The sequence below is a fragment of the Streptomyces sp. NPDC006309 genome (assembly GCF_040613095.1).
Lineage (GTDB): Bacteria > Actinomycetota > Actinomycetes > Streptomycetales > Streptomycetaceae > Streptomyces.
On sequence record NZ_JBEXRO010000010.1, the window covers coordinates 99,383 to 124,312 of the forward strand.

Annotated in this window: 17 protein-coding genes and 8 pseudogenes; 10 read left to right on the top strand and 15 right to left on the bottom strand. The window is 69.9% G+C overall.

Going from position 1 to position 24,930, the window contains the following annotated elements:
• Positions 1–4: 4 nt before the first annotated feature.
• From ABZ117_RS15885 to ABZ117_RS15895, 3 genes are all read right to left on the bottom strand, one after another.
• Positions 5–637 carry a LuxR C-terminal-related transcriptional regulator gene (locus ABZ117_RS15885; RefSeq protein WP_356821123.1) on the bottom strand — a complete coding sequence of 211 codons (633 nt, stop codon included), beginning with the start codon at positions 635–637 and terminating at the stop codon, positions 5–7.
• Positions 638–1,328: 691 nt separating this feature from the next.
• Positions 1,329–4,226, bottom strand: coding sequence for a trypsin-like serine protease (locus ABZ117_RS15890; protein WP_356821125.1), 2,898 nt, complete (start codon positions 4,224–4,226; stop codon positions 1,329–1,331).
• Positions 4,227–4,279: 53 nt separating this feature from the next.
• On the bottom strand, positions 4,280–4,591 hold the full coding sequence (locus ABZ117_RS15895; RefSeq protein WP_356821127.1) for a trypco2 family protein: 312 nt from the start codon (positions 4,589–4,591) through the stop codon (positions 4,280–4,282).
• A gap of 483 nt (positions 4,592–5,074) precedes the next feature.
• Between ABZ117_RS15895 and ABZ117_RS15900 the strand changes: the two genes are divergently transcribed.
• Both ABZ117_RS15900 and ABZ117_RS15905 read left to right on the top strand, forming a co-directional pair.
• Positions 5,075–7,063: an amino acid transporter gene (locus ABZ117_RS15900; protein ID WP_356821128.1), complete on the top strand. Its 1,989-nt coding sequence runs from the start codon at positions 5,075–5,077 to the stop codon at positions 7,061–7,063.
• 421 nt (positions 7,064–7,484) lie between these two features.
• Positions 7,485–7,628 (top strand): hypothetical protein, encoded by a 144-nt coding sequence (locus ABZ117_RS15905; protein ID WP_356821288.1) that lies wholly within the window; start codon positions 7,485–7,487, stop codon positions 7,626–7,628.
• A 4-nt stretch (positions 7,629–7,632) separates the two neighbouring features.
• Here ABZ117_RS15905 and ABZ117_RS15910 read toward each other — a convergent pair.
• Positions 7,633–7,890: pseudogene (locus ABZ117_RS15910) on the bottom strand (transposase family protein); the annotation flags it as partial.
• Between the two features lie 140 nt (positions 7,891–8,030).
• Here ABZ117_RS15910 and ABZ117_RS15915 point away from each other — a divergent pair.
• Complete coding sequence (locus ABZ117_RS15915; RefSeq protein ID WP_356821130.1) at positions 8,031–8,522, top strand: hypothetical protein; 492 nt, start codon at positions 8,031–8,033, stop codon at positions 8,520–8,522.
• A 40-nt stretch (positions 8,523–8,562) separates the two neighbouring features.
• On the opposite strand, the gene ABZ117_RS15920 is transcribed toward ABZ117_RS15915, so the two are convergent.
• Positions 8,563–9,315 carry a TIGR03943 family protein gene (locus ABZ117_RS15920; RefSeq protein WP_356821132.1) on the bottom strand — a complete coding sequence of 251 codons (753 nt, stop codon included), beginning with the start codon at positions 9,313–9,315 and terminating at the stop codon, positions 8,563–8,565.
• Positions 9,312–10,346, bottom strand: coding sequence for a permease (locus ABZ117_RS15925; RefSeq protein WP_356821134.1), 1,035 nt, complete (start codon positions 10,344–10,346; stop codon positions 9,312–9,314). The genes ABZ117_RS15920 and ABZ117_RS15925 overlap by 4 nt, the downstream gene beginning before the upstream one ends.
• 422 nt (positions 10,347–10,768) lie before the next feature.
• On the opposite strand from ABZ117_RS15925, the pseudogene ABZ117_RS15930 reads away from it, so the two are divergent.
• Positions 10,769–11,014 (top strand): annotated as a pseudogene (locus ABZ117_RS15930) (cation diffusion facilitator family transporter); the annotation flags it as partial.
• Positions 11,015–11,151: 137 nt separating this feature from the next.
• On the opposite strand, the gene ABZ117_RS15935 reads toward ABZ117_RS15930, so the two are convergent.
• Positions 11,152–11,577: a VOC family protein gene (locus ABZ117_RS15935; protein WP_356821136.1), complete on the bottom strand. Its 426-nt coding sequence runs from the start codon at positions 11,575–11,577 to the stop codon at positions 11,152–11,154.
• 14 nt (positions 11,578–11,591) lie between these two features.
• Here ABZ117_RS15935 and ABZ117_RS15940 point away from each other — a divergent pair.
• The 4 genes and pseudogenes from ABZ117_RS15940 (at position 11,592) to ABZ117_RS15955 (ending at position 15,179) form a co-directional block, all read left to right on the top strand.
• Positions 11,592–12,512 (top strand): annotated as a pseudogene (locus tag ABZ117_RS15940) (IS5 family transposase).
• A 94-nt stretch (positions 12,513–12,606) separates the two neighbouring features.
• Positions 12,607–13,353: an SDR family oxidoreductase gene (locus ABZ117_RS15945; RefSeq protein WP_356821138.1), complete on the top strand. Its 747-nt coding sequence runs from the start codon at positions 12,607–12,609 to the stop codon at positions 13,351–13,353.
• 89 nt (positions 13,354–13,442) lie between these two features.
• Entirely contained in the window at positions 13,443–14,342 is a 900-nt protein-coding gene (locus ABZ117_RS15950) for an SDR family oxidoreductase (protein WP_356821140.1), read from the top strand.
• Positions 14,343–14,540: 198 nt separating this feature from the next.
• On the top strand, positions 14,541–15,179 hold the full coding sequence (locus ABZ117_RS15955; RefSeq protein WP_356821142.1) for a TetR/AcrR family transcriptional regulator: 639 nt from the start codon (positions 14,541–14,543) through the stop codon (positions 15,177–15,179).
• A 160-nt stretch (positions 15,180–15,339) separates the two neighbouring features.
• On the opposite strand, the gene ABZ117_RS15960 is transcribed toward ABZ117_RS15955, so the two are convergent.
• The 4 genes and pseudogenes from ABZ117_RS15960 to ABZ117_RS15975 all read right to left on the bottom strand — a co-directional run bounded on the left by ABZ117_RS15960 (position 15,340) and on the right by ABZ117_RS15975 (position 18,311).
• Positions 15,340–15,879, bottom strand: coding sequence for an NAD(P)H-dependent oxidoreductase (locus tag ABZ117_RS15960; RefSeq protein WP_356821144.1), 540 nt, complete (start codon positions 15,877–15,879; stop codon positions 15,340–15,342).
• A 91-nt stretch (positions 15,880–15,970) separates the two neighbouring features.
• A complete protein-coding gene (locus ABZ117_RS15965) occupies positions 15,971–16,951 on the bottom strand; it encodes an aldo/keto reductase (RefSeq protein ID WP_356821145.1) in 981 nt (326 codons plus the stop codon).
• Positions 16,952–17,294: 343 nt separating this feature from the next.
• Positions 17,295–17,390: pseudogene (locus tag ABZ117_RS15970) on the bottom strand (nitroreductase family deazaflavin-dependent oxidoreductase); the annotation flags it as partial.
• A gap of 75 nt (positions 17,391–17,465) precedes the next feature.
• Positions 17,466–18,311 carry an SDR family oxidoreductase gene (locus ABZ117_RS15975; protein ID WP_356821147.1) on the bottom strand — a complete coding sequence of 282 codons (846 nt, stop codon included), beginning with the start codon at positions 18,309–18,311 and terminating at the stop codon, positions 17,466–17,468.
• 232 nt (positions 18,312–18,543) lie between these two features.
• Here ABZ117_RS15975 and ABZ117_RS15980 point away from each other — a divergent pair, with 232 nt between their 5' ends.
• The gene (locus tag ABZ117_RS15980) at positions 18,544–19,503 is read left to right on the top strand and encodes a helix-turn-helix transcriptional regulator (RefSeq protein WP_356821149.1); all 960 of its coding nucleotides are present in this window, start codon (positions 18,544–18,546) and stop codon (positions 19,501–19,503) included.
• Between the two features lie 333 nt (positions 19,504–19,836).
• Here the strand turns inward: ABZ117_RS15980 and ABZ117_RS15985 are convergent.
• Together ABZ117_RS15985 and ABZ117_RS15990 are read right to left on the bottom strand one after the other, a co-directional pair.
• Positions 19,837–20,034 (bottom strand): annotated as a pseudogene (locus ABZ117_RS15985) (hypothetical protein); the annotation flags it as partial.
• Positions 20,035–20,138: 104 nt separating this feature from the next.
• Complete coding sequence (locus ABZ117_RS15990; RefSeq protein WP_356821151.1) at positions 20,139–21,887, bottom strand: protein kinase; 1,749 nt, start codon at positions 21,885–21,887, stop codon at positions 20,139–20,141.
• 484 nt (positions 21,888–22,371) lie between these two features.
• On the opposite strand from ABZ117_RS15990, the pseudogene ABZ117_RS15995 reads away from it, so the two are divergent.
• Positions 22,372–23,372: pseudogene (locus ABZ117_RS15995) on the top strand (IS5 family transposase).
• 242 nt (positions 23,373–23,614) lie between these two features.
• On the opposite strand, the pseudogene ABZ117_RS16000 reads toward ABZ117_RS15995, so the two are convergent.
• Positions 23,615–23,713 (bottom strand): annotated as a pseudogene (locus ABZ117_RS16000) (IS5/IS1182 family transposase); the annotation flags it as partial.
• A 137-nt stretch (positions 23,714–23,850) separates the two neighbouring features.
• Positions 23,851–23,976 (bottom strand): annotated as a pseudogene (locus ABZ117_RS16005) (hypothetical protein); the annotation flags it as partial.
• Positions 23,977–24,930 lie beyond the last annotated feature (954 nt).

Consider the following 24,930-nt stretch of genomic DNA (forward strand, 5'->3'; position numbering starts at 1 on the left):
GCGATCACAGCAGGCCCGCCCGGAGGGCGAAGGCCACCGCGTGGGCCCGGTTGCGCAGCTGGAACCGCCGGGTGACGTCGTGCACCACGGTGGTCACGGTGCGGGGCGAGTAGCACAGTTCACGTGCGATCTCCTCGGTCTCCCGGCCGTCCGCGACCAGTCGCAGGACCGCCCGTTCCCGCTCCGACAGCGCCGAGCCGCCGGGCGCCGCCACCCCGCCCGTGCCCGGGCGGCGGGCGCCGGCGCCCTGGCCGTGCTCCAGCAGGCCGTCCAACAGGTCCGGCGGCAGCGTGCAGTCGCCCGCGGCGGCCGCCACGACCGTCGACGCCAGGCGCTCGGCGGTGGCCTCGGAACGGCGCAGCAGCCCCCGGACGCCCGCCGCGAACGCCTGGACCGCGTCGCCGGCCGCCAGATCGGTCGCGACCAGCACCACCTCCTGGCGCTCGTCCGCCTCGCGCCCGGCCCGCACCGCGTTCATCACCTGCGGGGCCACCCGGTCCACCATCATGACCACGACCTGCGCCCGCTCCCCGGACAGCGCCACCGCGATGTCGCCGTGGTACTGCAGGCTGATCCGGGTACCGGCCTCCAGTATCGGGTCCTGCGCGACGATGCTGACTCTCACCGGTTCGCCCATCGGCTCCTCCTGATAATTGGCCCTGCCCGACAGGAGAGAGCATCGGTCGCGGGGCCCCGAGCGGCATCGGGTGCGGGCACCCAGTTTTCCCGGTCCGACGGCGGTGCGGGCCGGCAGCGACCGCCGCCGGCCCGCACCGCCGTCCCCGCGGCCTTCACCGCCCGCCCGGGCCCGCCGCCCGCAGTCGCCGTCCGCACCGCCTCGCCGCCCGCCGCCACCGGGTTCCGGCGGCCACCACCGGTCCACCGCCGGGCCGGGAGCAAACATGGGGGCGATCCCCCCATGTCCGCCGCGGCCGTCACCCGAAACCGCGCGGGAGGGCGGCGGGAGGGGCCGCCGCACCCGCTGCCGGTTCCCCTCCCGCGTGACGGCGGCCCTCAGCCGCCGAAGACCGCGACGGGGTCGCCGGTGAAAGGTGTCGTCGATGCGCGGGGCTCATGAGCCATCGGTCACGGCAGCGCATCAGCTCGACGGCGTAGGGGTTCGCGAGCAGGGCGTGCCTGCCGGGATCGGCCGTGAGTACGTGCTGTCCTCGGCACCGCGAACTCCACCGCGAACTCCGACGAGAACGGGTGAGAATCCGAAACGCCGGTGCACGACCTGGGCGGCCTGTCCCAGATCAACAACTTGCCCCGATGCGACGGATTCTCGTCACTCCGCATGCTGAGCGGCAACGCGGCGTGAGCAGAGGTCAACGCCGGAGCCACTCAAGCAGTTCGTCGTGGCGTACTTGGTAGACGGTGCCGGCCGACCTCAGCAGTCCTCGTTCATGACACCAGCGGAGGAACGCGGCCAGGCGCCACGGCAGCTTTCCGCGGGTGGCCGAGATCAGGCCGAGGTACTGGCGGGTGGTGACCGCGACGAAACCGGGCCCGGCAGCCACACCGCAGGCCAGGGCCGTGATGACGGCGAGCGGCCAGGGCACCCGCAACCACTCGACGCTCAGCGTCCCGTAGAGGGTGAGGGCCACGACGACGGCACCGGACACCACCCCTGCCATGGCGTCATTGCGCAGCGGGGACAGCGGCGTGGGCACCCCGGGCGGATCCGGGTCCGGGTCTCCGCCGTTGTTGCGCCGAGCGGCGCGCAGCCCTGCGGGTACCCCCACCGCCAGCCCGATGGCTCCCGCTCCGCATCCCGCGGTGAGACCGATGAAATCGCCGAGTCCGCCGGCGAGGAACCCGGCCGCCACTGTCACCCCCAGGGCGGACGGGGTACTGACTGCCACCAGATGGCGGCGGTCGATGTCCGCCCGCACCGACAGCGCCAGGCCGAGGCCGAAGACGGCTGCGAACCCGGCGCCGGCGGCCAGCGCGAAGCCCGGACCGAACAGCGGCGTCAGCGGCAGCATGAGGACGCCGCCCAGTGTGGCACCCAGGACGATCCGGCTCCAGCCGCGTCTGCTGCGTAGCCGCCCGAACAGGATTCGGCGGGGCTGGACGTACCGTGCACGTGCGTTCCAGGCCGACAGCAGCGGCGCGGGGGTCAGCAGTGCGAGCAGTACCGCGCCGGGCAGTGGCAGGGCGTGGTTGTGGTGGAGGCAGACCGCCAAGGAGAGCAGGGCGGGCAGCCAGAGGGCGATGGTGATCGCTGCGGCGGCGTAGCGGGCGCTGCGCGGCCCGGCGACCGGCCACAGCGTATGGATGGCCAGGTCTCGGGACGGTATGACGGCACCGCTGCCGTCGGCCGGCGCCGCGTGGCCGCCGCGCAGGCTTGCGGTGAGCAGCCGCAGCCACTGAGTCACGGCTTGCGCCTGGTACGGCCGACGCCGGTCGGCCGGATCCGGCTCGCACAGGGACGGGACGAGTTCCTCCAGCAACGCCGCGTGCAGCTCCTCCTGCTCTCGGCCGCCCGAGGCCGGTGCCCCGATGAACGAGCGGAGTTTCGCGGTTCCCGCTTCCGTCTGCGATGCCAGTGATGCCAGCGTGAGCATCCACGGTGAGGACAGCACCGCTCTCGTGGCCGTCCCCGTTGCGAAGAGGTCGTCCTCGAACTCGGCGAGCCGGGCCCTGTTCCTGGTCCGTTCGTCCAGGAACCGCCGGCCGTCGACGGGGTGGACCTCCTCGATCCGCACCGTCGCGCAGTCCAGCAGACGCTGATCGGCGCGGCTGAGTTCGGCGTACTCGTCCGAACGGCACGTCAGCACCAATGGCCCGGCGAACCGGTTGAGCTGGGCCAGCGCGGCGACGGCCCTGGGCCGTCCGCTGTCCGTAGGGTCCATCTCGTCGAGCCCGTCCAGGACCGGCATGATGCGCCCGGACGCCAACAGGTCCCGCGCCGTGCTCTCGGAACCGCCCAGGTACTCCTGACCCCAGAGAGCGCTGAACCAGTCGGCGAATGTCGCGCTGGTGTCCCACTCCGACAGGCCGGCCGGCACCGGCACCGGACCGTCGTAGTGCTTGCGGGCGAGCACCCGATGGACGAGTTCATAAGCCAGAAGCGTCTTGCCCGAGCCGGGACCGCCCGTGATGACCAGACGTTTCGGCCGCAGCTCGTCCAGGTAACGGGCGATGCCGTCGAAGTCCCCGCGAGGCCAGGCCCTGTCCGCGTCCCTGCCGCCCTGCGGTACGGTGACGAACGTGACGTTGATGGCCTTGCTGTCGTTGCCCAGCAGTTGCCAACGACGTCGCTCCACCTCCCCCCGGACGGCCTCGCGCAGCCTTCGGACGGCAGCTTCCCGGCCGGCCCCTGCCGACCGCGGGCCACGGAGCCGGTCGATGCCCCATCCGGCCAGAACACCGGAGAGTGTCGATCCGATCGGCCAGGTGACGCCCGACGCGGGCGGGGACAGCGCCAAGAGCGCCAGGACCGTCATCGTCCCTCCTGCGGCGGGCACCAGCAGCTTCTTCAGGCGGTGCCGTGAGGACGGCGGCGGTATGGCAATCGGCGCGTAGTCCGGTTCGTCGTCCGCCTCCGGAGACGCCTCGCCGATGTCCTCGGTGACGAAGTGGACACCGTGGGCACGCAAGGTCTGCTCGAATCCCGGCAGTTCGGCGAGGACACTGACGGGTACGGCCTCCAGCACACCGGGCGCGAGGCTTTTCTCCGTCGTCACGACCGCGATCAGGTGCGGTCCGCACAGCAGCCCGGTCCCCGAGCTGCCGCGCCATCCCGAGCGGCTCGGCACGATGCCCACGTCGACATGCACGGTGGTCATCCGCGACTTCATGCCGTGCAACGGGTCCACATGACCACGTATCGGCATGGTGTCCCGTGCGTGGTCAGGACGTGTGACCGCGTCGGGAAAGCCCAGTCCGAGGCAGGGCATGCGGCTCCTGCCCACGGTCCGCCCGAATCGCACCGGCGGAGCCACCGGCGGTTGCCAGTCCGGCCCCGTGATCCGCAGCAGCGCACCGTCCGCGTCCGGCGATACCTCCGAAGCTGCCGCTTCCGGCAGCCACACCAGTTCGGCAGCCGTCCAGTCCGTGCGGCCCGCCGGATCCAGCTGCCGGACCTCCACGCTGCCGCGCATCCGGACCCCGTCCACGACGTGGTGCGCAGTGAGCACCACGTCGTCACCGATCAGGTACCCGCTGCCCGACTTCCCGAGGACCGGATTCCAGATCTCCATGACCCGTGACTGGTCCATCCCCCGTCCTGTTCCTCACCCGACGACCTGTCCTCCACACGGACCGTACGCGGCTATCTCGGACGCTGCGGAGAGTCGGCGGAGATCCTCAGATCGTTGTCGTCGCCGTCGACCGGATGCAGGGTGAGCTTGACACGGTGGGTCCGGCCCACGCTTGCCGCACCATGGGCCTCAACCGTCCAGGGAAGAACGAAGACCTTGGCCCTGGCCCCGCCGTCCTTCTTGACCTCCACGGTGAACTCGAGCTCCACCGGCCCGGTCCTGAATTTCAGGGACTCCTCCCTGCCCGCCTCCATGGCGCTCTGCAACTCGGCACGAATCGCGCTGATGGTCTCCCCCAGCTCGGCCCATGGTTCCTGCGGCACGTCGATACCCCCTGACGGCTGGCCCTGACGCCCGGACGACGCAAAGCGGGTGTGGCCGAACGTGCGCCGGCCCGCTGCGGTTCGAACCGTATCCGGTCCCGGTCTCCCCAGGGGCCGGGACCGGCAAACACGACATCACCTCGGTTCGCCGAAGCGTCACGTGCCGACCCGTGCCCTCGCAGCACGCTGGGGATTCCCCCACGCCGCAGACTTCACCCCGCGTCTTCCGTGGGCTCTGCACGGCATCACCCCCAGCGACCACCGGAACCAAGCGCACCACCACGGCGCGCGTCGGGATCGGCTGAGGCGAGCAAGGGTTCGTCTTCGGCGTGACAGACGTTGGCGTGACAGACGTGGGGAAGAAGGTGGGTCGCGGCTACCCTGACCGGCCGGCTCCGTGTCCGGCAGGTCTCACACTCGGTGGTCGTGCCGCGGGCAGGGCTCCGACTGGTGCGCTGCGTCGATGGGAACCAGGAAAGGCTCATGGAGCATATGGAAGATGTGAATCAGCCGCTCGTCCCCGAGGTCGTGGACAGTCCGGCTCTGCGGATCAGGCCGAGAAGCCGTCTTGCGCGGTGGATGCTGCGTCATCAGGTGCAGCCGGTCGGACCGGCGGCGGACGGCGGACACACGGAGACGCATGCCTGGTGGAAGGTGATGTGCCTGACCGGCGTGGACTACTTCTCCAGCCTCGCCTATGTGCCGGCGATCGCCGCACTGGCTGCCGGCGCCGTCTCACCCCTGGCGACGCTGCTGATCGTGGCGCTGACCTTGCTGGGCATGCTGCCGATGTATCGGCGCGTGGCGAAGGAGAGCCCGCACGGGGCCGGATCGGTGGCGATGCTGGAGGACCTGCTGCCGTTCTGGTGGGGGAAACTGTTCGTGCTGGTCCTGCTCGGCTTCGTCGCCACCTCCTGGATCATCACCATCACCCTGTCCACGGCGGACGCCTCCGTCCACGTGGTGGAGAATCCCTTCTTCCCCCAGGCTCTGCACGGACATGAGGTCGTCCTCACCGTGGCCTTGCTGCTGATCCTGGGCGGGGTCTTTCTCCTCGGGTTCAGCGAAGCCGTCAAAGTGGCCATCCCTTTGGTGGCCATATTCCTGGTCCTCAACGCCGTGGTCATCGCCGTCGCTCTGACGGACGTATTCAGCACCCCCGGCGCCCTGTCGGGCTGGACCGACGCCCTCGGTGAAGGCGGCGGCTTCGGCGACCTCGCAGGCCCGGCTCTGCTGGCCTTCCCCTTGCTGGTCCTGGGTTTGTCGGGCTTCGAGACCGGCGTGAGCATGATGCCGCTCGTGACCGCGGACGCCGCCGACGATGAACAACGTCTGCACTCCCGGATCCGCAACACCCGCCGGCTGCTCACCACCGCGGCGCTCATCATGAGCGTCTACCTACTGGCCGCCAGCTTCGCGACCACCGTCCTCATCCCTCACAAGCAGTTCGAGCCCGGCGGCGCGGCCAACGGCCGCGCCCTGGCGTGGCTCGCGCACGAGCACGTGGGGGAGGCGTTCGGCACCGTCTACGACATCAGCACCATCCTGATTCTCTGGTTCGCCGGCGCGTCGGCGATGGCCGGACTGATCAATATCGTGCCCCGCTACCTGCCCGGCTACGGAATGGCCCCCGAATGGGGCCGCGCGGTACGCCCCGTGGTGATCGTCTACACCGCTCTGTGCGTCCTGATCACCATCGCGTTCGGCGCGGATGTCGACAAGCAGGCCGGCGCCTACGCCACCGGCATCCTGGCCATGATGGTCTCAGGCGCCTTCGCCGTCACCGTCTCCGTCGTACGCCGCCGCAAACGCACGGCCGCCGTCGGTTTCGCGATGCTGACCGCGGTCCTCTTCTACGCCTTGGTCGCCAACATCATCGACAAGCCCGACGGCATCGCCATATCGGGCATGTTCATCCTCGGCATCATCATCGTCTCGCTGGTCTCACGTGTCTCGCGCACCACTGAACTGCGCGCCGACCGCCTGGTCTTCGATGAGGCCGCCCGCCGGTTCATCGCAGATACCCTCGCCCACGACCAGTCCATCAACATCATCGCGAACCGCCGGCAGGCCGGCGACGAAGCCGAGTACTCGGCCAAAGAACTCGAACAGCGCGGCACCAATCCCGTCCCCGGGCCCGCCGACGTACTGTTCCTCGAGATCGATGTGGTCGACCCTTCCGATTTCAGCGACACCCTCACCATCCATGGCGTCCAGGTCGGCCCGTACCGCATCCTGCGCGCCCAGGCCCCGGCCGCTCCAAACGCCATCGCGGCCATCCTCCTGGCGCTGCGCGACACGACCGGCGTCAAGCCGCACTGCTACTTCGCCTGGGCTGAAGGCAGCCCCCTGAAGCACATGTTCCGCTATTTCCTCCTGGGGCGCGGCGACACAGCTCCCGTCACTCGCGAGATCATCCGCAGCAATGAACCCGATCCTGGTCGTCGCCCCGGCATTCACGTGGGCGATTGACCTGGTCTGCCGCGCCGCACCCGCCGTCTTCGCCTGGCGCTCGCGGCCGGGGCGGGCGAGACGGTGACGGAGGGGGCGTCCGATGTCCCGCCCGCCTCGGACCGGCAGACGTGCCTGTGCGTCCCGGGACCGCTGCTGTCCCGGAGCCGCCGGTGGCCGCCGTACGCGGGACCGGTGTGGGTGCTGCCGGAACGGGTGAGGAGCGCAGGACGCACTGTTGACGGCATCGAGAGTTCCTGGGGCACCTCGTCCAGCCACAGCCGTACATCCCGCGGACGAACCACGTACAGAAGGCGTCCCGCTGGCTCAGTCCGCAGCGGCACACGGTGCGCATCGCCGCTGCGTGGCTGGGCGGGCGGCAGCGCTCGATGTGCCCGCGACCTCGGCGAACCACTCCAGCACGGCCGGCCCCCGTCGAACGGTGCATCAACCGCCCGAGCAGTGGCGCGGCCCGGCCACGCGGATCGCCGAACTCACCATCGCCTACCGGGCCGCACTCCACCTTGTCGGCATCCTCCTCTGGACCCGACACTCGGGGCTGGAGGTTGTCCCGCACGGGGTGTGAGTTGTCCGGTGAGGGCCAGGTTGTGGAGCCGGGTGATGCCGAGCATGGCCTGGTGAACGCCGTTGCCCTTGAGCCGGCAGTCGCGGAGGATCTTCCAGGTCTTCAGCCGCGACAGGGCGTGTTCTACGCGTGCTCGCGCTCGGCGGTGGACGGCGTTCTCCGCTTCCTGTTGCGGGCTGAGGTGGGTCGGACCTCGTCGTTTGCGGTGTGGGATGAGCAGGCCGGTCCCCTGGTAGCCGCCGTCGGCGATGGCCGGTGCGCCGCCGTGCCGGTCGCGTTGTCGAGGATCTGGCGGTGATACTCCCGCCACAGGGCCTCGGCGTCGCCGGTCGCGCTGTTGCCCGGAGTGTGGTCGGCCGACCGGCGACGGCCTTGCTCGGGCACCCTTCCCATCTCGACATCTTGCTCCGGCCGGAGCTGGGCGCGTTCTACGTTCTACCTCGCCGCCGTGGCGACCGCCGCGCGCCGCCCGGCGTCTTCCCCGCCGGTCTGGCCGAGGCCGTCCTCGCCGCGCTCGCCCTGAGCCGCGCCCTGCCCGCTCCTGACAGCCCACATGTCCCCGACGCGGCGGAGTTCGTCGGCCGCGCGTGGTCCGGTCTGCTGCACTTCGTGTGGCGCACCGGCGCTGACCTCGGCGGTGACCTGCCGGCCGTCCTGGACCACGTACGCGGCCTCGTCGAGGCTCTCACCCGCCCCGTCACCCCGCTACCGCCGGCAGGCACTCCGGCAGCGCCCGCTCCAAGTGCCTTCGGCCCGGCCGGCGACAGGGCGGCCGGGGACGCCGGGGGAGAGGAGGAGCTGCCCACGGAACGGCGGCGGCGGGCGGATGGCGTCTGGCGGATGGCGGCTGGCGGACCCGCCGCTGGCCGGGGCGGGCGTCGGCGGAACCGCTGAGAGCGATCTCCTTCGAGGTGAGTCACGCGGCTGCGCCGGTTCACCTCGTGAGGGTGAGTGGAAGAGCGTCGGTGTACGAGTTCGCCGGCTTGGCGACCTTCTCCACGGAACGGGCCTCGAGCGCGGCGGGAGCGGAGCTGGTGCCGAGGGTTCCGCTGGGGCGCCAGGTGCCCGTGACCGCCACCCAGGTGTTGGCGGGCGGGGCCTGGATGCCGTAGATCCGTACTTTCACGGACTGGGCGTCGGCCGCGCAGCAGGAGATCATGATCCGAGTCAGGAACCAGTTGCTCCCCGGCTTGGCGGACGTGACGAAACCGGTCATCCGGACCGTGCGCCCCTTGATGGCCCGGGAACGGTCCTGCTGCACGCGGCGGGTGAAGTCGGAAAGGGTGATCGGAAGCGGCGAGCTTGAAGGCAGCGGGTCGAAGTCGTCCTGTTGTGTGACGGCCTTGGCCGGCTCGCGGGAGGCGGTGTATGCGCCGAGGGCGGGTGGGGCGTAGAGCAGCAGGCTCAACGCGGGAAGCAGGAGCAGCCACGCGGCGCGGGGTGCGGTGGAATGATCGTGCCCGTGACCGTCCCCGGCGTGGTCCGTGTGCTCAGCGCCGTGGTCGCGCCGTCTCCAGTAGGACACCGCGTCCGACACGCCCAGCAGGATCAGCAGTGCGCCGGAGGCGATCAGCAGCGGGCGCATCCCCTCTTTGACATAGCGCAGGTACAGGTCGGTGAAGAGGGCGATGTGCAGCAGGCCGAGGCCGCTCAGAACGAGCAAGGTCATCTGATACGGGCGTCTCACAGCAGGGCTCCTCCGATCAGCGCGCTGGACAGGACCCCCACGACCACCGTGGCGGCGGAGAACCGGACCGCGAACGCCCGGCCGAAGGTGCCCGCCTGCAGGGCGATCAGCTTCAGGTCGACCATCGGACCGACCACCATGAACGCCAGCCGCGCGGTAGACGAGAACCCGCTCAGCGAGGCCGCCACGAAAGCGTCAGCTTCCGAGCACACCGCCAGCACGATCGCCAGCCCGGCCAGGAAGAGCACCGACAGCCAGGGCGAGCCTGAGAACGCATCCAGCACGGAACGGGGCACCGCCACATTGAACGTGGCAGCCGCCATCGCACCGACCACCAGGAAACCGCCCGCATGCAGGAAGTCGTGCTGGAAACCGACCCGGAACTCCCGCCATCGACTGGCACCGGACCGATGCCCGCTGTGCCGCACGACCGGCCCCAACCACTCCGCTCTCCCCAGCCCTAGCCAGAGCCAGCCCATCACCAACGCCGTGGCGAGCGAGGCCAGCAGCCGAGCGGCGACCATGTCGGGCCGGCCCGGGAAGGCGACTGCGGTGGCGGTCAGCACCACCGGGTTGATCGCGGGCGCGGACAGCAGGAACGCGAAAGCGGCCGCAGGCGCTACACCCCGGCCGATCAGGCTGTTCGCCACCGGCACCGACGCACACTCGCAGCCTGGCAACACGACTCCCGCCAATCCTGCCACCGGGACGGCGAGCGCCGGCCGACGCGGCAGCACACGACTGAACACGTGTGCCGGTACGAACGCATTGATCGCACCAGACAGGGCTGTGCCGAGCAGAAGGAAGGGCAGCGCCTGCACGGTCACGGCGAGACAGACGGTGCGCCACGCCTGCATCGCTGGCGTCTCCATCCAGCGCCCCACGAAATAGAGCACTGTCCCAGGAACGGTGGCCGCCCCCAGCAACAGGAGCGGCCAGGACCGGGGCCAACCGGAAGCCCTGTGACCCGTTGCCGCTGTGTCCGCGTCGTCGTCCTCCGCCGCTTCGGCCCATTCTTCAGTTCTCTGCATGCCCCACCCACCTGCCAGATGTTCGCGTCAACATAAGGGGCGCCGACGAACATGTGATCCAAACGCGCCAAGCTTAACGACGACTGGGGCGTATGACTGGGGCGGGCGGGCTCGGTGGTTCTGAGGGGAAGAGATCGCCGCGGACCTTCGACACCAGAGCCGAGGCCGACCTCACGCTCTTCGAACAGCAACCCCGCCGCATCCAGAAGCGTCTCGGCTACCTCAGTCCCATCGAGCTCGAAGAGAAGCACTACGCCAGCCGGGCAGCGACCGAACCAGCCCCCGACGGGACCGGCACGCACGCAACAGGAGGAATACGCGCCCATGAGGCTGCGCACAACATGCCCGGCGACGCTGGACCGTGGAACTGCGCTCGCACCCCAGCGGGCTCGTCCTCGTATGCCAGCAATGTCCCGACGGCAGTGAACACCGGCGACCACGACCACAACCACCCGCACGGCTCAGGGTGGTGGGCCAGGGCACGGCACGAGGTCGCGCACCTGGTGACGCCGCACAGTCATGAGGCGATGGACAAGGTCGACTCGGTCATGGAGACCTCGCGTGAGGGGATGCGCACGCTGTGGCTGTCGCTGGGCATCCTCCTGGGGGGCACCGCCGTCGTCCAGGCGGTGATCGTCGGCCTGTCCGGATCGGTGGCCCTGTTGGGACTTCCGCGAACGCTTTCTCAGGGATGGCTTCAGGCAGGTGACTCACCCTCACGGCCTTCGTTTCTGATCGGTGCACCTCGGTCGGAGCACATGATCAGGCGAAGGCCACCTCGGCCTCCGGAGAATGCCCAGGTCAGCTACCCAGTTCGAGGCACATTTCGACGCCGGCGGTCATGCCCCTCGGTAGTGATCAGGCAGAAGGGATGGCCGACGGGGTCCTCGTAGACGCGGTAACCGATCGGCTTGTCCGAACCATCCAACAGCGTCGCACCGAGGGCGAGCACTTGGGCCTCAGCCGTGTCGAGGTGCGTGACCATCACGTCGATGTGCATTTGCTGAGGATGCGCGGAATCCGTCCACCGCGGCGCGCGAAAATCCTCCACCCGTCGGAAGGCGACCACCAGGGTGCCCGCCGCGTCTGATGCCGTCCCATTCGTCATCGAGGTACTGCTGGCGGGGGTGCGCTGCCCGTCCTCGCCGCAGAACAGGCGCTGGCGGAACGCGGCGTCCAGCGCCTTGCCCGGCATCCACTCCGCGGCCTGGTGCAGGGTCTCGCTGCTCATGGTTCTCCTAGGTCTTGTCTGATGATGGATCTTGTGGTGGGCGTGGTGAGCTGACGGATGCGGCGTGGGAGCGGATAGCGGCGCTGTTGCCGGGCGTTGACGGGCGGGGTCGTCCGTGGCGGGATCACCGGCAGGTGATCAACGGGGTGTTGTGGCGGTTGCGGACGGGTGCTCCGTGGCGTGACTTGCCGGAACGGTTCGGGCCGTGGCAGACGGTCTATGAGCGGTTCGCCCGGTGAAAGGCGGACGGGACCTGGGCCCGCCTGCTCGAGGAGGTCCGGGTCCGCGACGACTCGGTCGGGGCGGTGGAGTGGACCGTGTCGGTCGACTCCACGATCAACCGTGCTCACCAGCACGCCGCTGGCGCCCGCAAAGGGGGCGGCGTCGGGGGACGAACTGGAAGATCCGGAACGCACGGCGGATCGTCAGGCGCTCGGCCGGTCCCGCGGCGGTCTGACCACCAAGGTCCACCTCGCCTGTGACGGCCGGGGCCTGCTCCTGGCCGTCCTCGTCACGCCGGGCGACGTCAACGACTCACCGCCTTCGACGCGGTCCTGGACGCGGTGAGAGTGCCCCGCACCGGCGTCGGTCGGCCGCGCCGCAGGCCCGACGCGGTCATCGCCGACAAAGCGTATTCGTCACGGGTGATCCGCCAGACGCTGCGGCGCCGGGGCACCCGAGCCGTCATCCCCGAACGGGAGGACCAGAAGGCCAACCGGATGGGGCGCGGCCGGGCCGGTGGCAGACCACCGGCCTTCGACCGGGACCTCTGCAAGGCTCGCAACGTCGTCGAACGCTGCTTCAACCGCCTCGAGCAGTTCCGCGCGATCCCGCTTAGACAAACTCGCCGACCGCTACAAGGCCGGCATCCGCCTCGCCCACTCATCCTCTGGCTCCGCGAACCCAGACAAGATCATTTATCAGACAGACCCTAGCTAGGGGGTGTCCCTGCGATCAACAGGTAAGTGGACGGTGCGTTCATATTGTGCTTATATGGAGTCAACGTTCATTTCCTGGAGGAGCAGACCCATGACCACCACCCCTCGCACCGCTCCCCGCGTCGCCCTCGTCACCGGCGGTTCCGGCGGCATCGGCAAGGCCGTCGTCGGGCGGCTCGTCACGGACGGTTTCGCCGTCGCGGTGCACTACGCCGGTAACCTGGCCAAGGCCGACGCCATCGTCGAGGAGATCACGACGTCCGGCGGCCAAGCTGTCGCCGTCGGCGGCGACGTCGCCGACGAGCGCGCGATGGCGGCCGCCTTCGACGCAGTCGAGACCGCCTTTGGCGGGATCGACGTCGTGGTCAACACCGCCGGGATCATGGTGCTCGCGCCCATCGCCGAGCTGGACCTGGACGATCTGGACCGGATGCACCGCACGAACATCCGCGGCACCTTCGTCGTCGCCCAGCAGGCCGCGCGGCGGGTCCGCCGCGGAGGCGCGATCATCAACGTGTCCACGTCGGTCACCCGCACCCAGCTGCCCACCTACGGGGCGTACGTCGCCAGCAAGGCCGCCGTGCAAAGCATCTCGCTGATCCTGGCCCGGGAACTGCGTGGCAAGGACATCACCGTCAACACTGTCGCACCCGGCCCGGTCGCCACCCCGCTCTTCATAGAAGGCAAGGACGAGGCGACCGTCGCCAACTTCGTCAGGGCCACCCCGCTGGAGCGGCTGGGCGAGCCGCGCGATGTCGCCGAGACGGTTGCCTTCCTCGCCGGCCCCGCCCGCTGGGTGAACGGCCAGACCCTCTACACCAACGGCGGACTGGTCTGACCCCGCCCCCGGCCCCGGCCCCGGCCAGGCACAGCACCCACAACCCCTCGCCGCTCCGCACCATCAGCACTCAGCGGAAAGGAAGACGCATGTCATCCGTCGTTCTCATCACCGGTGCCGCCACCGGCATCGGCAATCTGACTGCCCGCGCGCTCGCCGCCGCAGGCCATACCGTCTACGCCAGCATGCGCGACGTCGAGGGCCGCAACGCCGAGCGCGCCGCCGAACTCCTGGACCTGGCACGCCGTGCGGAGCAGGACCTCCGCGTCGTCGAGCTCGACGTGCAGTCCGACGCCTCGGCGGAGGCGGCCGTCGCCACCGTCCTCGATGAGAGCGGCCGGCTCGACACGGTGGTCCACAACGCGGGACACCTCTACGTCGGATACGTCGAGGCGTTCACCCCCGAGGACATCCAGCGCCTGCTGGACATCAACACGCTCGGCATCCAGCGCGTCAACCGGGCCGTGCTGCCGCACATGCGCTCGCGCCGCTCCGGAACCCTCTTGTACGTCGGCAGCACCACCTCCGTGATCGCACCGCCCTTTCTGGGTCCTTACGTCGCCTCGAAGTTCGCCGCCGATGCGCTCGCCCAGGTCACGGCGTACGAGGTGGGGCAATTCGGCATCGAGACCACGATCGTCATGCCGGGTCCCTTCACCCAGGGCACCGAGCACTTCGCCAACGCCGACCGCGCCGGTGACGCCGAACGCACCCGTGCCTACGCCGCGCTGGACGCGATGGTCGCGCGCAACGAGGAGGCCACCGAGGGGCTGTTCCCGCCCGGCGTGGACGCGCACCCGCGTGCCGTGGCAGACGAGATCGCCCGCGTCATGGCCCTGCCGGCCGGCACCCGTCCCTTCCGCACCGTCGTCGACTTCAGCCAGGCCGGTGTGGAGCAGGTCAACGAGGTGCTGCGGCGGGCCCAGGAGGAGTTCGTCACCCGCCTCGGCTTCGGTGAACTCCTCCACGTCGCGGGAGCGGGCTCCTGACACACCTCGGCCGGACCACGACCCGCCGCCTGCCATCCGCTGCGCCGCCCCGGCCGCTCGCCGATGCGGCGCAGCGCCCAGTGAGCGAAGGAGAGGGTGTCGGCCACGGACCACTTCGGACGAGCGGGCGCCCAGGCCGTACGCACACCTACACCTTCCTAGACTGATCCGGTTCCGGACGAACGAGGGAGAGACATCTTGACGAAGCAGGCCGAGGGCGCCGCCGAGCGTCCGGCCCGCGGGCGAGGACGCCGCCCGGCCGACGAGGTGCGCGCGGACGTCTTCCGTGTGGTCGGGGAGATCCTCATGGAGGAGGGGATCTCCGATCTGACCTTCGAACGGGTGGCCCGACTGTCCGGTGTCAGTAAGACGACGCTTTACAAGTGGTGGCCCTCCAAGGGCGCACTCGCCCTGGACGGCTACTTCCACGCTGTCGAGGAGACGCTCGCCTTCGAGGACACGGGTGACATCCGCGCCGACCTCACGCGTCAACTGCGGACGTTCGCACGCATCATGACCAGGAGCCCGGCTGGCCGGGTGGTGACCGAGCTTATCGGCCAGTCTCAGACGGACGAAGACCTGGCCACCGCCTTCCGCTCCCTGTACTCCTCCGAACGCCGACGGCTGGCGGGGGAGCGGATGCTGCGCGCCAGGGAGCAGGGGCAAATCCGTCCGGACGTCGACGTGCAGGTCCTCGTCGACCAGTTGTGGGGCGCCGTCTACCACCGGCTGCTGATCCCGGACGAGCCCGTGACCGAGGACTTCGTGCTGGCCCTGGTCGCCAACGTGATGGACGGCGTCGCTCCCCGGCCCGGAGACCCCCCGGCCTGCCCCTGAGCTGCTGACCCGGTACGCTCGCGCGCCACGGTGACCCTCACCGTCCGCTTGCCAGTCTCCAGCCGCTTGGCACTGATCCGGCGAAGAGTGACCGGAGACTGGCAGGGCTATCACCGCTGCGTTGCGATCAGCGAGGGCGGCTGTTGCTGTGAGAGTGCGGTCAGGCGGCAAAGGAGGCGAGCAGTTCGTTGTACTGCTTGGCGGCTGTGTTCAGGTCTTCGTCGGAGAGGCCGAAGGCGGTGCCGTACAGCTTGACCATCGGCTGGATGTCGAACTGGCACAGCCGCAGGGTGGCGTGCCAGTTACTGAGGAGCGTCTCCAGGGTGGTCTTGTTCGCGCCTCCGGGGGTGTAGTGCTCGGCGGGGACGCCGGCGGTGACGGCGACGACGGCCTTCTTGCCGGCCAGCTCGGAGGGAGAGCCGTCCATGGTGAAGGCCCAGCCGAGGGTGAAGACCTTGTCCTGCCACTGCTTGAGCAGAGGGGTGGTGTTGTACCAGAACACCGGGTGCTGGAAGACGACCACGTCGTGGTCGGCCAGCAGCGCCTGCTCGGCGTCGACGTCGATCTGGAAGTCGGGGTAGGTGGCGTAGAGGTCGTGCACGGTGACATGGGCCAGCTCGCGGACGGCGTCCAGCAGGGCCTTGTTGGCCTTCGACTGGGACAGGTCGGGGTGGCCTACGACAAGGAGAACCTTGGACATGGTGAGAAAGCCTCTTCAGTGATCAGTGAAATGGGTGAACGGATGCGGGTTGGTTGGGTGCGACGGGTCAGTACGTCGCGGGGGCGCCAGATCACCGGTCGATGGTCGCCATGTTCGCCTCGTCGTGGCGTTCGCCCGCGGCCGGTGTGAGGTTGTTCAGGCGGTCGAGCTGCGCGGCGCTGAGTTCGATGCCGTCGGCGGCGGTGTTCTCTTCGACGCGTGCGACCCGGCGGGTTCCGGGGATGGGGGCGATGTCGTCGCCGCGGGTCAGCAGCCATGCCAGCGCGGTCTGTGCCGGGGTGGCTCCGATCTCGGCGCCGATGACCTGTACTTCGTCGACGATGCGCAGGTTGCGCTGGAAGTTCTCGCCGGTGAAACGCGGGTTGGTCTTGCGCCAGTCGTCGTCGGCGAAGTCGTCGACGGTGCGGATCTGCCCGGTCAGCAGGCCATGGCCGAGCGGCGAGTAGGGCACGAATCCGATACCGAGCTCCCGCAGCAGCGGGAGGATCTCGGCCTCGACGTCGCGGGTCCACAGGGAGTATTCGGTCTGCAGCGCGGACACCGGATGCACGGCGTGCGCCCGGCGGATCGTCTCGGGGCCGGCTTCCGAGAGTCCGATGTGGCGCACCTTGCCTTCGGTGACCAGTTCGGCCAGCGCGCCGACGGTCTCCTCGATGGGCGTGTTCGGGTCGACGCGGTGCTGGTAGTAGAGGTCGATGTGGTGGGTGCCGAGCCGCTTGAGCGAGCCTTCGACCGCGGTCTTCACGTTGCTGGCGCTGCCGTCGATGACGCCGGGGCCGTCGCCGGCGTGGGAGACGAGGCCGAACTTCGTCGCCACGACGACGTCGTCGCGGCGGCCTTTGATGGCCTTGCCGACGAGTTCCTCGCTGTGGAAGGGGCCGTAGATCTCGGCGGTGTCGATGTGGGTGACCCCGAGGTCCAGGGCCCGGTGGATGGTGCGGATCGACTCGGCGTCGTCGAGCCCTCCGCCCGTGGTGTAGGTGCCGGCCATGGTCATGGCTCCCAGGCCGATGCGGGAGACATCGAGCCCGCCCAGTGATACGTGCTTCATCAGGTACTCCTTGTCGTGACGGCCGTCAGGCCGGTCGGTGGTCGTGAGTAGTGGGGCGCCACCCGTTGGCGGACCGTGCTGGGGTGATCCGCGCGCTGCCGGCCCGGGCGCCGTTGCCCGGGTAGCGGGTCAGAGCCGTAGGTGCACCCGGCAGCCTCCGGCCTCGGCCGGGCATGGTGCTTAGGCGTGGGTGTCGTCATAGGTCAGGCTGCCGAGGACATCGATGCCGCGGTCGTCTGTGATGTGCTTCGTCCAGGCGGCCGGGCGGCCGAGCATGGGGATTTGGAGCTGGCCGCTGTCAGGTGGGGTGGTCCGCTTCCTCCCGTGCGACCAGGACACTCAGCGTCGTTCCCTGCGTACCGCCGGAGCTTTCGTACAGCTCCACCTGGTCCCGTACGAACTGCGCCTTGCTCGGCTCGTACTCGCCTTTGAGGGGCATGTCGACTCTCTCCGTGCTGTCGCAACGCGTACCCGGCGTGCTCCTCCGTCCTGGCCGGGGTGCGGGGCGTGGTGCTCAGGCGTGGGCGTTGTCGTAGGCCAGGGCGCCGCCCAGTTCGCGGGATGCCTGGGCCTGGGCGAGGAGCTCCTTCGCCTTGGCCTCGGCGGCCTCGATGGCGTCCGCACCGGCGACGAAACGCAGCAGCGGCTTCTCCTGCTGGGCGATGGTGAGCAGGGCGCGGGCGAGCTTGGCGGGGTCGCCGGGCTGTTTGCCGTTCATGCTCTTCAGGCCCTCGATCCGGGGTGCGGTGCGCGGGGCGTAGTCGTCGATGGACAGCTCGGGCCAGGTGGTGGAGCCGTCCACGAGGAGCTCGGTGCGGAAGTAGCCGGGCTCCACGATCGTGGTGTGGATGTTGTACGGCTCGACGTCGTAGCGCAGAGACTCCATCCAGCCCTCTTCCGCGAACTTGGAGGCGGCGTAGGCGGAGGTGAACTCCATGCCGACCAGCCCGGCGGTCGAGGTGATGGTGATGACGTGGCCAGCGCGCCGCTTGCGCATGATCGGCAGGACGGCGCGGGTGACGTTCATCGGGCCGAAGAGGTTGGTCTCGAACTGCTTGCGCATCTGCACGGGCGAGATCTCCTCGAAGTAGCCGGTGAAGAGGTTCCCGGCGTTGTTGATCAGGACGTCGATGCGGCCGAAGCGGTCGACAGCTGCCTGCGCGGCGGCCTCGGCGTCCTCCAGGCTGGTGACATCGAGCCTGGTGACCAGCAGCTTGTCCTGCGGCCCGCCCAGGGTCTTTTCGACCTCTTCGGGGCGGCGGCCGGTGGCGACGATCTGGTGGCCGGCGGCGAGGGCCTCGCGGGCGATGTCCGTGCCCAGACCGCGTCCGGCACCGGTGACGAGAATGACCTTGCTCATAGGGGTTTCCTTTCAGGCGCCGTGCTCCGGCACCCACTGTGTGCGGGGGTGATGCATGCAGCGCAGAGGGGGCTGGGACCGCGGCACGAGAGCCGTCTGTCTTGACGGTTCACACCGCCGTGGGCGGTGCACCACCAACAAAACCGGCTGTCACGCGAGGGTGGGAGTCCCTGATGAGGGGGTCACTGACAGGGACCCCCAACCCGGCGGATGCGCTCGTAGAGTGAAGTGCATGGCAGGCAGAAACGACCCCAACGGCACAAGCCGCGACATCCGCGATGATTTCCGTGCGGAGATCCGGGAATTCCTCGGCACGAGGCGGGCCAAGGTCACTCCCGAGCAGGCTGGGCTGCCCGTGTACGGCGGAGAGCGCCGACGGGTCACCGGGCTGCGCCGCGAGGAGGTCGCCCTCCTCGCGGGCATCTCCAGCGAGTACTACACCCGGCTGGAGCGCGGCAATGCCACCGGCGTCTCCGAGAGCGTCATCGAGGGCATCGCACAAGCCCTGCAGCTCGACGAGGCCGAACGAATCCACCTGCTCGACCTCCTGCGTGGCGCCGGCACGACCCGTCCGCCACGCCGCCGCCCGGCCCAGCAGCGTGTACGGCCCACGGTGCAGCGCGTCCTCGACTCAATGGCCGGCACACCCGCGTTCATCCTCAGCGGACGCGGGGACATCCTGGCCGCCAACCACCTCGGGCGCGCCCTGTTCTCCCCCGTCTACGCCGACCCGGTACGGCCGCCGAACAACGCCCGGTTCGTCTTTCTCAGCCCGCACGCGACCGAGTTCTTCCGTCACTGGGACGAAGTCGCCAACGACACGGTCGCCATGCTGCGCGCCGAGGCCGGCCGCGACCTCTACGACCGACGGCTGACGGACCTGATCGGGGAGCTGTCCACCCGCAGCGAGGAATTCCGTCGCCGCTGGGCGGCCCACAACGTCCGGATGCACACCACCGGCGTGAAGCTCCTCCACCACCCGGTCGTCGGCGACCTCGACCTGCCCTTCGAAACCTTCCCGCTCCCCGACGGCCCCAGCCGGTTCCTCCTCACCTACACCGCCGAGCCCCGCTCACCCTCGCAGGACGCCCTGAACCTGCTGGCCAGCTGGGCCGCGACCGACGATGGCATCGAGCGGTTCGCGCCGGCCAACGACTCCCAGCCCGCCGACTCGCGCGAGACACCGGACTGAACGACGGGCCACGCGAGGCAACATGCCCGCCCGCGACAATCGACGACCTGGACGGCACCACCCGAAATGCATCGGGTGGGCGAGGGTGGCGCTTGGTTCACATGGACGCGGCCGAGGCCCCTCGGAATCCGGCCAGGCCCAGGGCCCGAGGTGTCATGCCGGGGCTGCGGCTGTCTCTTCCTGTGGGATGAGCGGGCCGGATGGACAGGTCCAGATCGAGGCGGCTGTTCATCTCCAGCTCGAACCGGCCGTAGGGGTTCATGTGGCTCCAGAACAGCGGGGACAGGGCCCGCCGGTCGGCGTCGGTGAGCCGCTTCTCCCACTTCTCCTCGCTCAGGGGCGCCTACCCTCGCACCGCTCTACCCACGTTTCAAGCAGTTCGCGCTCGCGCCGGCTGCTGAGGCCGGCCCGGCGGGGCCGGTTCAGACCCTGCTCCCGCTCCCAGCGCAGGGTCTGTGCCAGGAGTTCTGCCCGAGGCCGGTGCCGCAGACCGACTGCGGTCGCCGCTGCGCCACTGCGGGCGCTGAAGCCGACGCAATCCGGGTCGCCTGCCGCCGTCCTCCCTCTCCACTGTCGGGTAGGACCTCGGCACCCGGACTCCCCGGCCCATCGCCGGCCCGTGGACTCGCCGCGGCTCAGGAGGTGCGGCGACTGCGGTGCACGGCCTCGGGCGCACCCGCGGACTGGGCGCCCTCCTCGCCGAGAGTGATGGTGTCGGCGTCGGTGAACTGGACAACGTACAGGTGGCCGGTCTCGCACTGCAGTGAGGTGTCCGAGCGGTCGGTGGGGTGACTGGTGACCGCTTCGAAGGTGGCTGTCGTGCCGCGCACGGCCCGTAGTGCGAGGGCCTCCGTGCACCCGACCTCCCGGCCAGTGCCGACCTCGGTGATGTTGCTGACCTGCTTACCGGCCAGTTCGCCTACGGCGGCGGTGTGCAAGGTGAGGGTCACCTTGAAAGAGTTGGTGCGCGGATGCAGTTGGCCGTCGGCGTGGGGGGTGCCCGGGCCCGTGCCGGTCCACACGCCGGCCCACTTGGCGGAGAGGGCAGGAGCGGAGGCGCTGGGGAGAGGCCGGGAGGACGGGGTGCCGTCGCCGCGGGCGGCCGTATCGAACGGGTGCAGCAGCAGGATGCCGGTCGCGACGGTGGCGACGGTGAGGGCACAAGCGGCGGCCGTCCAGCGAACGCGGCGGCGCGCGCGGATGTACGCGGGGTGGTGGGCGCCGTACGACGGCGAAGGGGACGGTCCGGTGGAGGAGTCCGGAGGCCCGGGCGGGTACGACCCCGCGATGGCGGCGAGGGGATACGGCGCGGCCGTGTAAGGGGCCGGACGACCGGCGGAGGGCGGGACCACCGCCTCGGCGGTCGCCGGCACGCCCGGTGTCCCGGGCCCGGGCGCCGTCCGGGCCGTCGAGGCCGGGTGGTCCGGCGGCACTGCGCACCGGTGGGCGACCTCCGCCTCCCGTGCCAGGAGGTCGGCGCCGAGTCCGGGCGGAAGAGCCCGCTCCCAGACACCGGCCCCTGGCGCAGTCCCGGCTCCGTACGCCCCCGCCCGGGGATCACCGACGTCCCCCTCCCCCCGCAGTGATGCTGCCAACTCTGCGCTTCGTGGCCGGTCCTGCGGATTCTTCGCCAGGCAGCGGGCGACGAGTTGTGCCAGGCCGGCCGGTACGCCGTCGAGGCGGGCGTCCTCGTGGACGATGCGGTAGAGGAGCAAGGGCGCCGAGGGTTGCTCGCCCGGTAGTTCGAACGGGCCGGTGCCGGTCGCGGCGAAGACTAGGACCGCTCCCAGGGAGAAGACGTCACCCGCTTCGGTCACGGTCCCCTGCACGGCCTGTTCGGGGGCCAGATAACCGGGAGAGCCGATGACACCCCCGGCACCCGTGTGGCGGGAGTCGTCGGCGGCACGGGCGATACCGAAGTCGATGAGCATGGGCCGGGCACGGCCGAGGAGGACGTTGGACGGTTTGACGTCCCGGTGGGTGAGGCCGCAGGCGTGCACAGCGGCCAGCGCGGCAGCAAGTTCGCCGGCCAGGACACGCAGGGTGGCAGGCGGCAGCGGACCGTGGGCGGTGACCCACTGGGCGAGGGCGGGTGCGGCGACGTACTCGGTGGCCAGCCACTGCGGGCGGTGGCCGGGCGGGCTGAAGTCCACCACCGAGACGGTCCACGGAGACCGGACCCTGTCGCTGGTGCGGATCTCCCTGGAGAAGCGCGTCTCGAAGTCCGGGGTGGCGGTAAGGTCGGGGCGAACCGTCTTGAGCGCCAGCGGGCGGCCCGCCGGTGTGCGCGACAGATAGACCTGGCCCATGCCGCCCGCGCCGAGCCGCGCCAGCAGCGGGTAGCCGCCGATCGCGGACGGATCCGTGGAACTCAACGGCTGCACGTACGCCTCCCCCTGGTCACCGCACCCCGTAACCGCAACAGAATACGGGCTTCTTGACCGTCAGGACTCGGCGGGAGATGCCGCACGGGGTGACCGCGACTGCCGGTCAACGGCAGCGTCCAGTTCCACGTACGAAGGGGCGGGGCCCGTCTCAGGAACGGGGCTCCAACACCTCCAGCTCGCCGGTCCGGGTGTCATAGCTGCGCAGGGTGGTGAGCTGGACCGACAGGGGCGGCGCCGTCAGCAGCTCGAGGACCCGCCGGTCAGCGAAGGAACCAGCCCGCCGGGTACGGCCCAGGGTGACGTGCGGGCTCCAACACCCAGGTGTGTGGAGGGGGCGCGGTCCCGGGCGGGCTGTCCGAGACCACCGCCTCCCATACCCCGCGGTGCAAGCCGGCCAGCGCGGAACCAGGACCTGTGTGATGTCGTGATCATCTCGCCGGTCCGGGTCCGTCCGGATGGCGGATCCGGTAGGAAGATGGTCGTGACGCGCAGGCAACTCACCGACGGACAATGCAAGTTGATTGAGCCGTTCCTGCCGATAGGCGAGTACGGCCCGTACCCCGAGCGGCTGCGGGATCAGTTGGAGGGGGTGATCTGGCGGTTCGGGACCAGCGCGCAGTGGCGTGAGATGCCGGCCGAGTTCGGGCCGTGGCCGACCGTCTACGGCCGCTTCCGGGTCTGGCGGAATGCCGGCGTCTTCACCGCTCTGCTGGAGGGCGTGATCGCTGAGGCCGCCCGCCGGGGTAGGACGGACTTGTCTCTGGTCAGCGTGGACTCCACGACCGTCCGCGCCCATCACGACGCCGCCGGGATGCTCGTCGGCAAGGACGTCATGGAAGCTCTGGAAGAAGCCGCCGCCGAGCAGGAGCAGGCCCGGCAAAAAAGGGGCGGCAAGGCGGGACACAACGGGCAGCACGGCGGAAACGAGCCGGAGCGGGAAGAACGCCGACGTGTCCGCCGGCGACACCGGCTCCGCCTGAAGGAGGCCCTGCTCGGCCGATCCCGTGGCGGGTTGACCAGCAAAAACCATCTCGCCGCCGACCGCAGGCGCCGGCCGCTGGCGTTCGTCCTGACCGCCGGGCAGGCCGCGGACAGCCCGCAGTTCATCCCCGTACTGACAAGGTCCGCGTTCGCCTGCCGGTCGGCCGTCCCCGCACCCGGCCGGGCGCGGTCGCCGCGGACAAGGCATACTCGTCCCGCGCCAACCGCGCCCACCTGCGCAAACTCCACATCAAGGCAGTCATCCCGGAGAAGGGCCAGGCCGCCAACCGCAAGAAGAGAGGCAGCAGAGGCGTGCGGCCCGTCAGCCACGACACCGGCCTCTACAAGGAACGCAACACCGTCGAGCGCCTGATCAACCGGCTGAAGGACTGGCGCGGCATCGCCACCCGCTTCGACAAGACGCCCGGGAGCTACCTCGCCGGTCTCGAACTCCGCGCCTCGATGATCTGGCTCGAGGACCTCCTGCGAGCAGCCGATTGATCACGACATCACACAGGCCGTAGGGGTCGTAGCCTGATCATGATGCGGCGTTCTTGAGGCGCCGCCAGCAGATGAGACTGGGCAGCCCAACGAGACGAAGGCGTCGTGGAGTTCGAGGCGTCGCTCCCATCGCACCGCGAGGCGTTTGGACTGGTGAAGGAGGGCGAAGGTCCGCTCGACGACATAGCGGAACTTGCCCAGGCCCTTGATGTCCGAGGCGCCTTACAGGAGATCACCGGCATGATCCGGCGGCGGCGCAGCTCACGCCGCACCGCCCGGGAGCCGTACGCCTTATCACCCAGGACGCACTCGGGGCGCCGTCGCGGTCGGCCGGGCCGTCCGGCGACGGACCGGTTGCGGGACCCCCCTTTTGACGCGGACATGGGAGCCGTCCACGCACGCGCGGGTCCCGGAGTGCGCCGAACCCCAGCTCCAGAGGCAGGAGTTGCCAGGCTATGTCCTGGTGCATGACGTACAGGATGCCCTGCAGCCACAGCCGGTCCGGCACCGATTTCGGCCCTGGCGACCGTTCCGGCCAGGGCAGCAGCAGCGGTTTGATCCGCGCCCACAAGTCGTCGTACACGATCCACAGCCAAGTCGTCACGCGACGCGAACGGTCGAATCATCACATCGGTCACGCCCGGCCAGGGTGCCTCGGCAAGATCCGGTTACGGGCTCTTGAGCGCTGTGACCGCATAGGTTCGCCGGGGTCGTCAGGCTGCGGTTGCCCGTGTCCGTCCGCCCCAACCAGGCCAACCTATGCGGTCTCAGCACTAGCCGCTGACTCAGGGCGCGTAGGGAACGCACAGAAGCCGGTGGTGGTGCGCTCACTCCGGCAGTCGGACTGTCACGATCACCAGCGACGGTGTCCAGCTGGTGTGGCGGGCGAGGGTCAGTCCTGCAAGGGAAGCTCGGTGGTGTAGTCCGCAAAGGTGTCGGACCGGTTCGCGGCGTACTCCGCGCGCCTGGCGGTCTTCCTCACGGAGAGCGGGGTGGAGGAGTGTCGTGGCCGGCGCGGGCCAGAGCTGGATCAGGTGCCGTTCGCCGTGATCACCGATGCCGGGTTCGGGGTCGTCAGCGTGGCAGTACAGGCGCATACGCTGGTCCTGGTCCTGGTCCTGGTCGAGCGGGAGTCGGACGCGGAGGGGCGTTTCCTCTTCCGGCCATGCGTCCATGACGTCGCCGGGGTCGAGCGTGGCGAGGTGAATGCTGTCCGTCTCGGCCGGCAGGCTGAGCTCCTCCGCGGGCTCCCAGGTGCTGCTCGCCTGGGGCGGGCTGGCTGTCGTGGACCTGGATGGTGAGCCGGAGGGGGCCGGTGTCGGTGGTGGGCAGGACGATGGCGCTGGAGGGGGCTGCCGGGCCGCAGCGCCAGCCGTAGGGCATCTCGTCCGGGTAGTCGTCGTGCTCGGTGAAGCCGATGAGGTATCCGCTCTCACCGAGGCCGACGGTGAACTCTACTTGGTGGACCAGCATGGACAGCTCCCGTTTCACACAGCGCAGGTGCTCCTCCCCGAGGCGGCCGGCGAGGAGGAGCGCCTTCGGTCTAGCACAGGGCGGC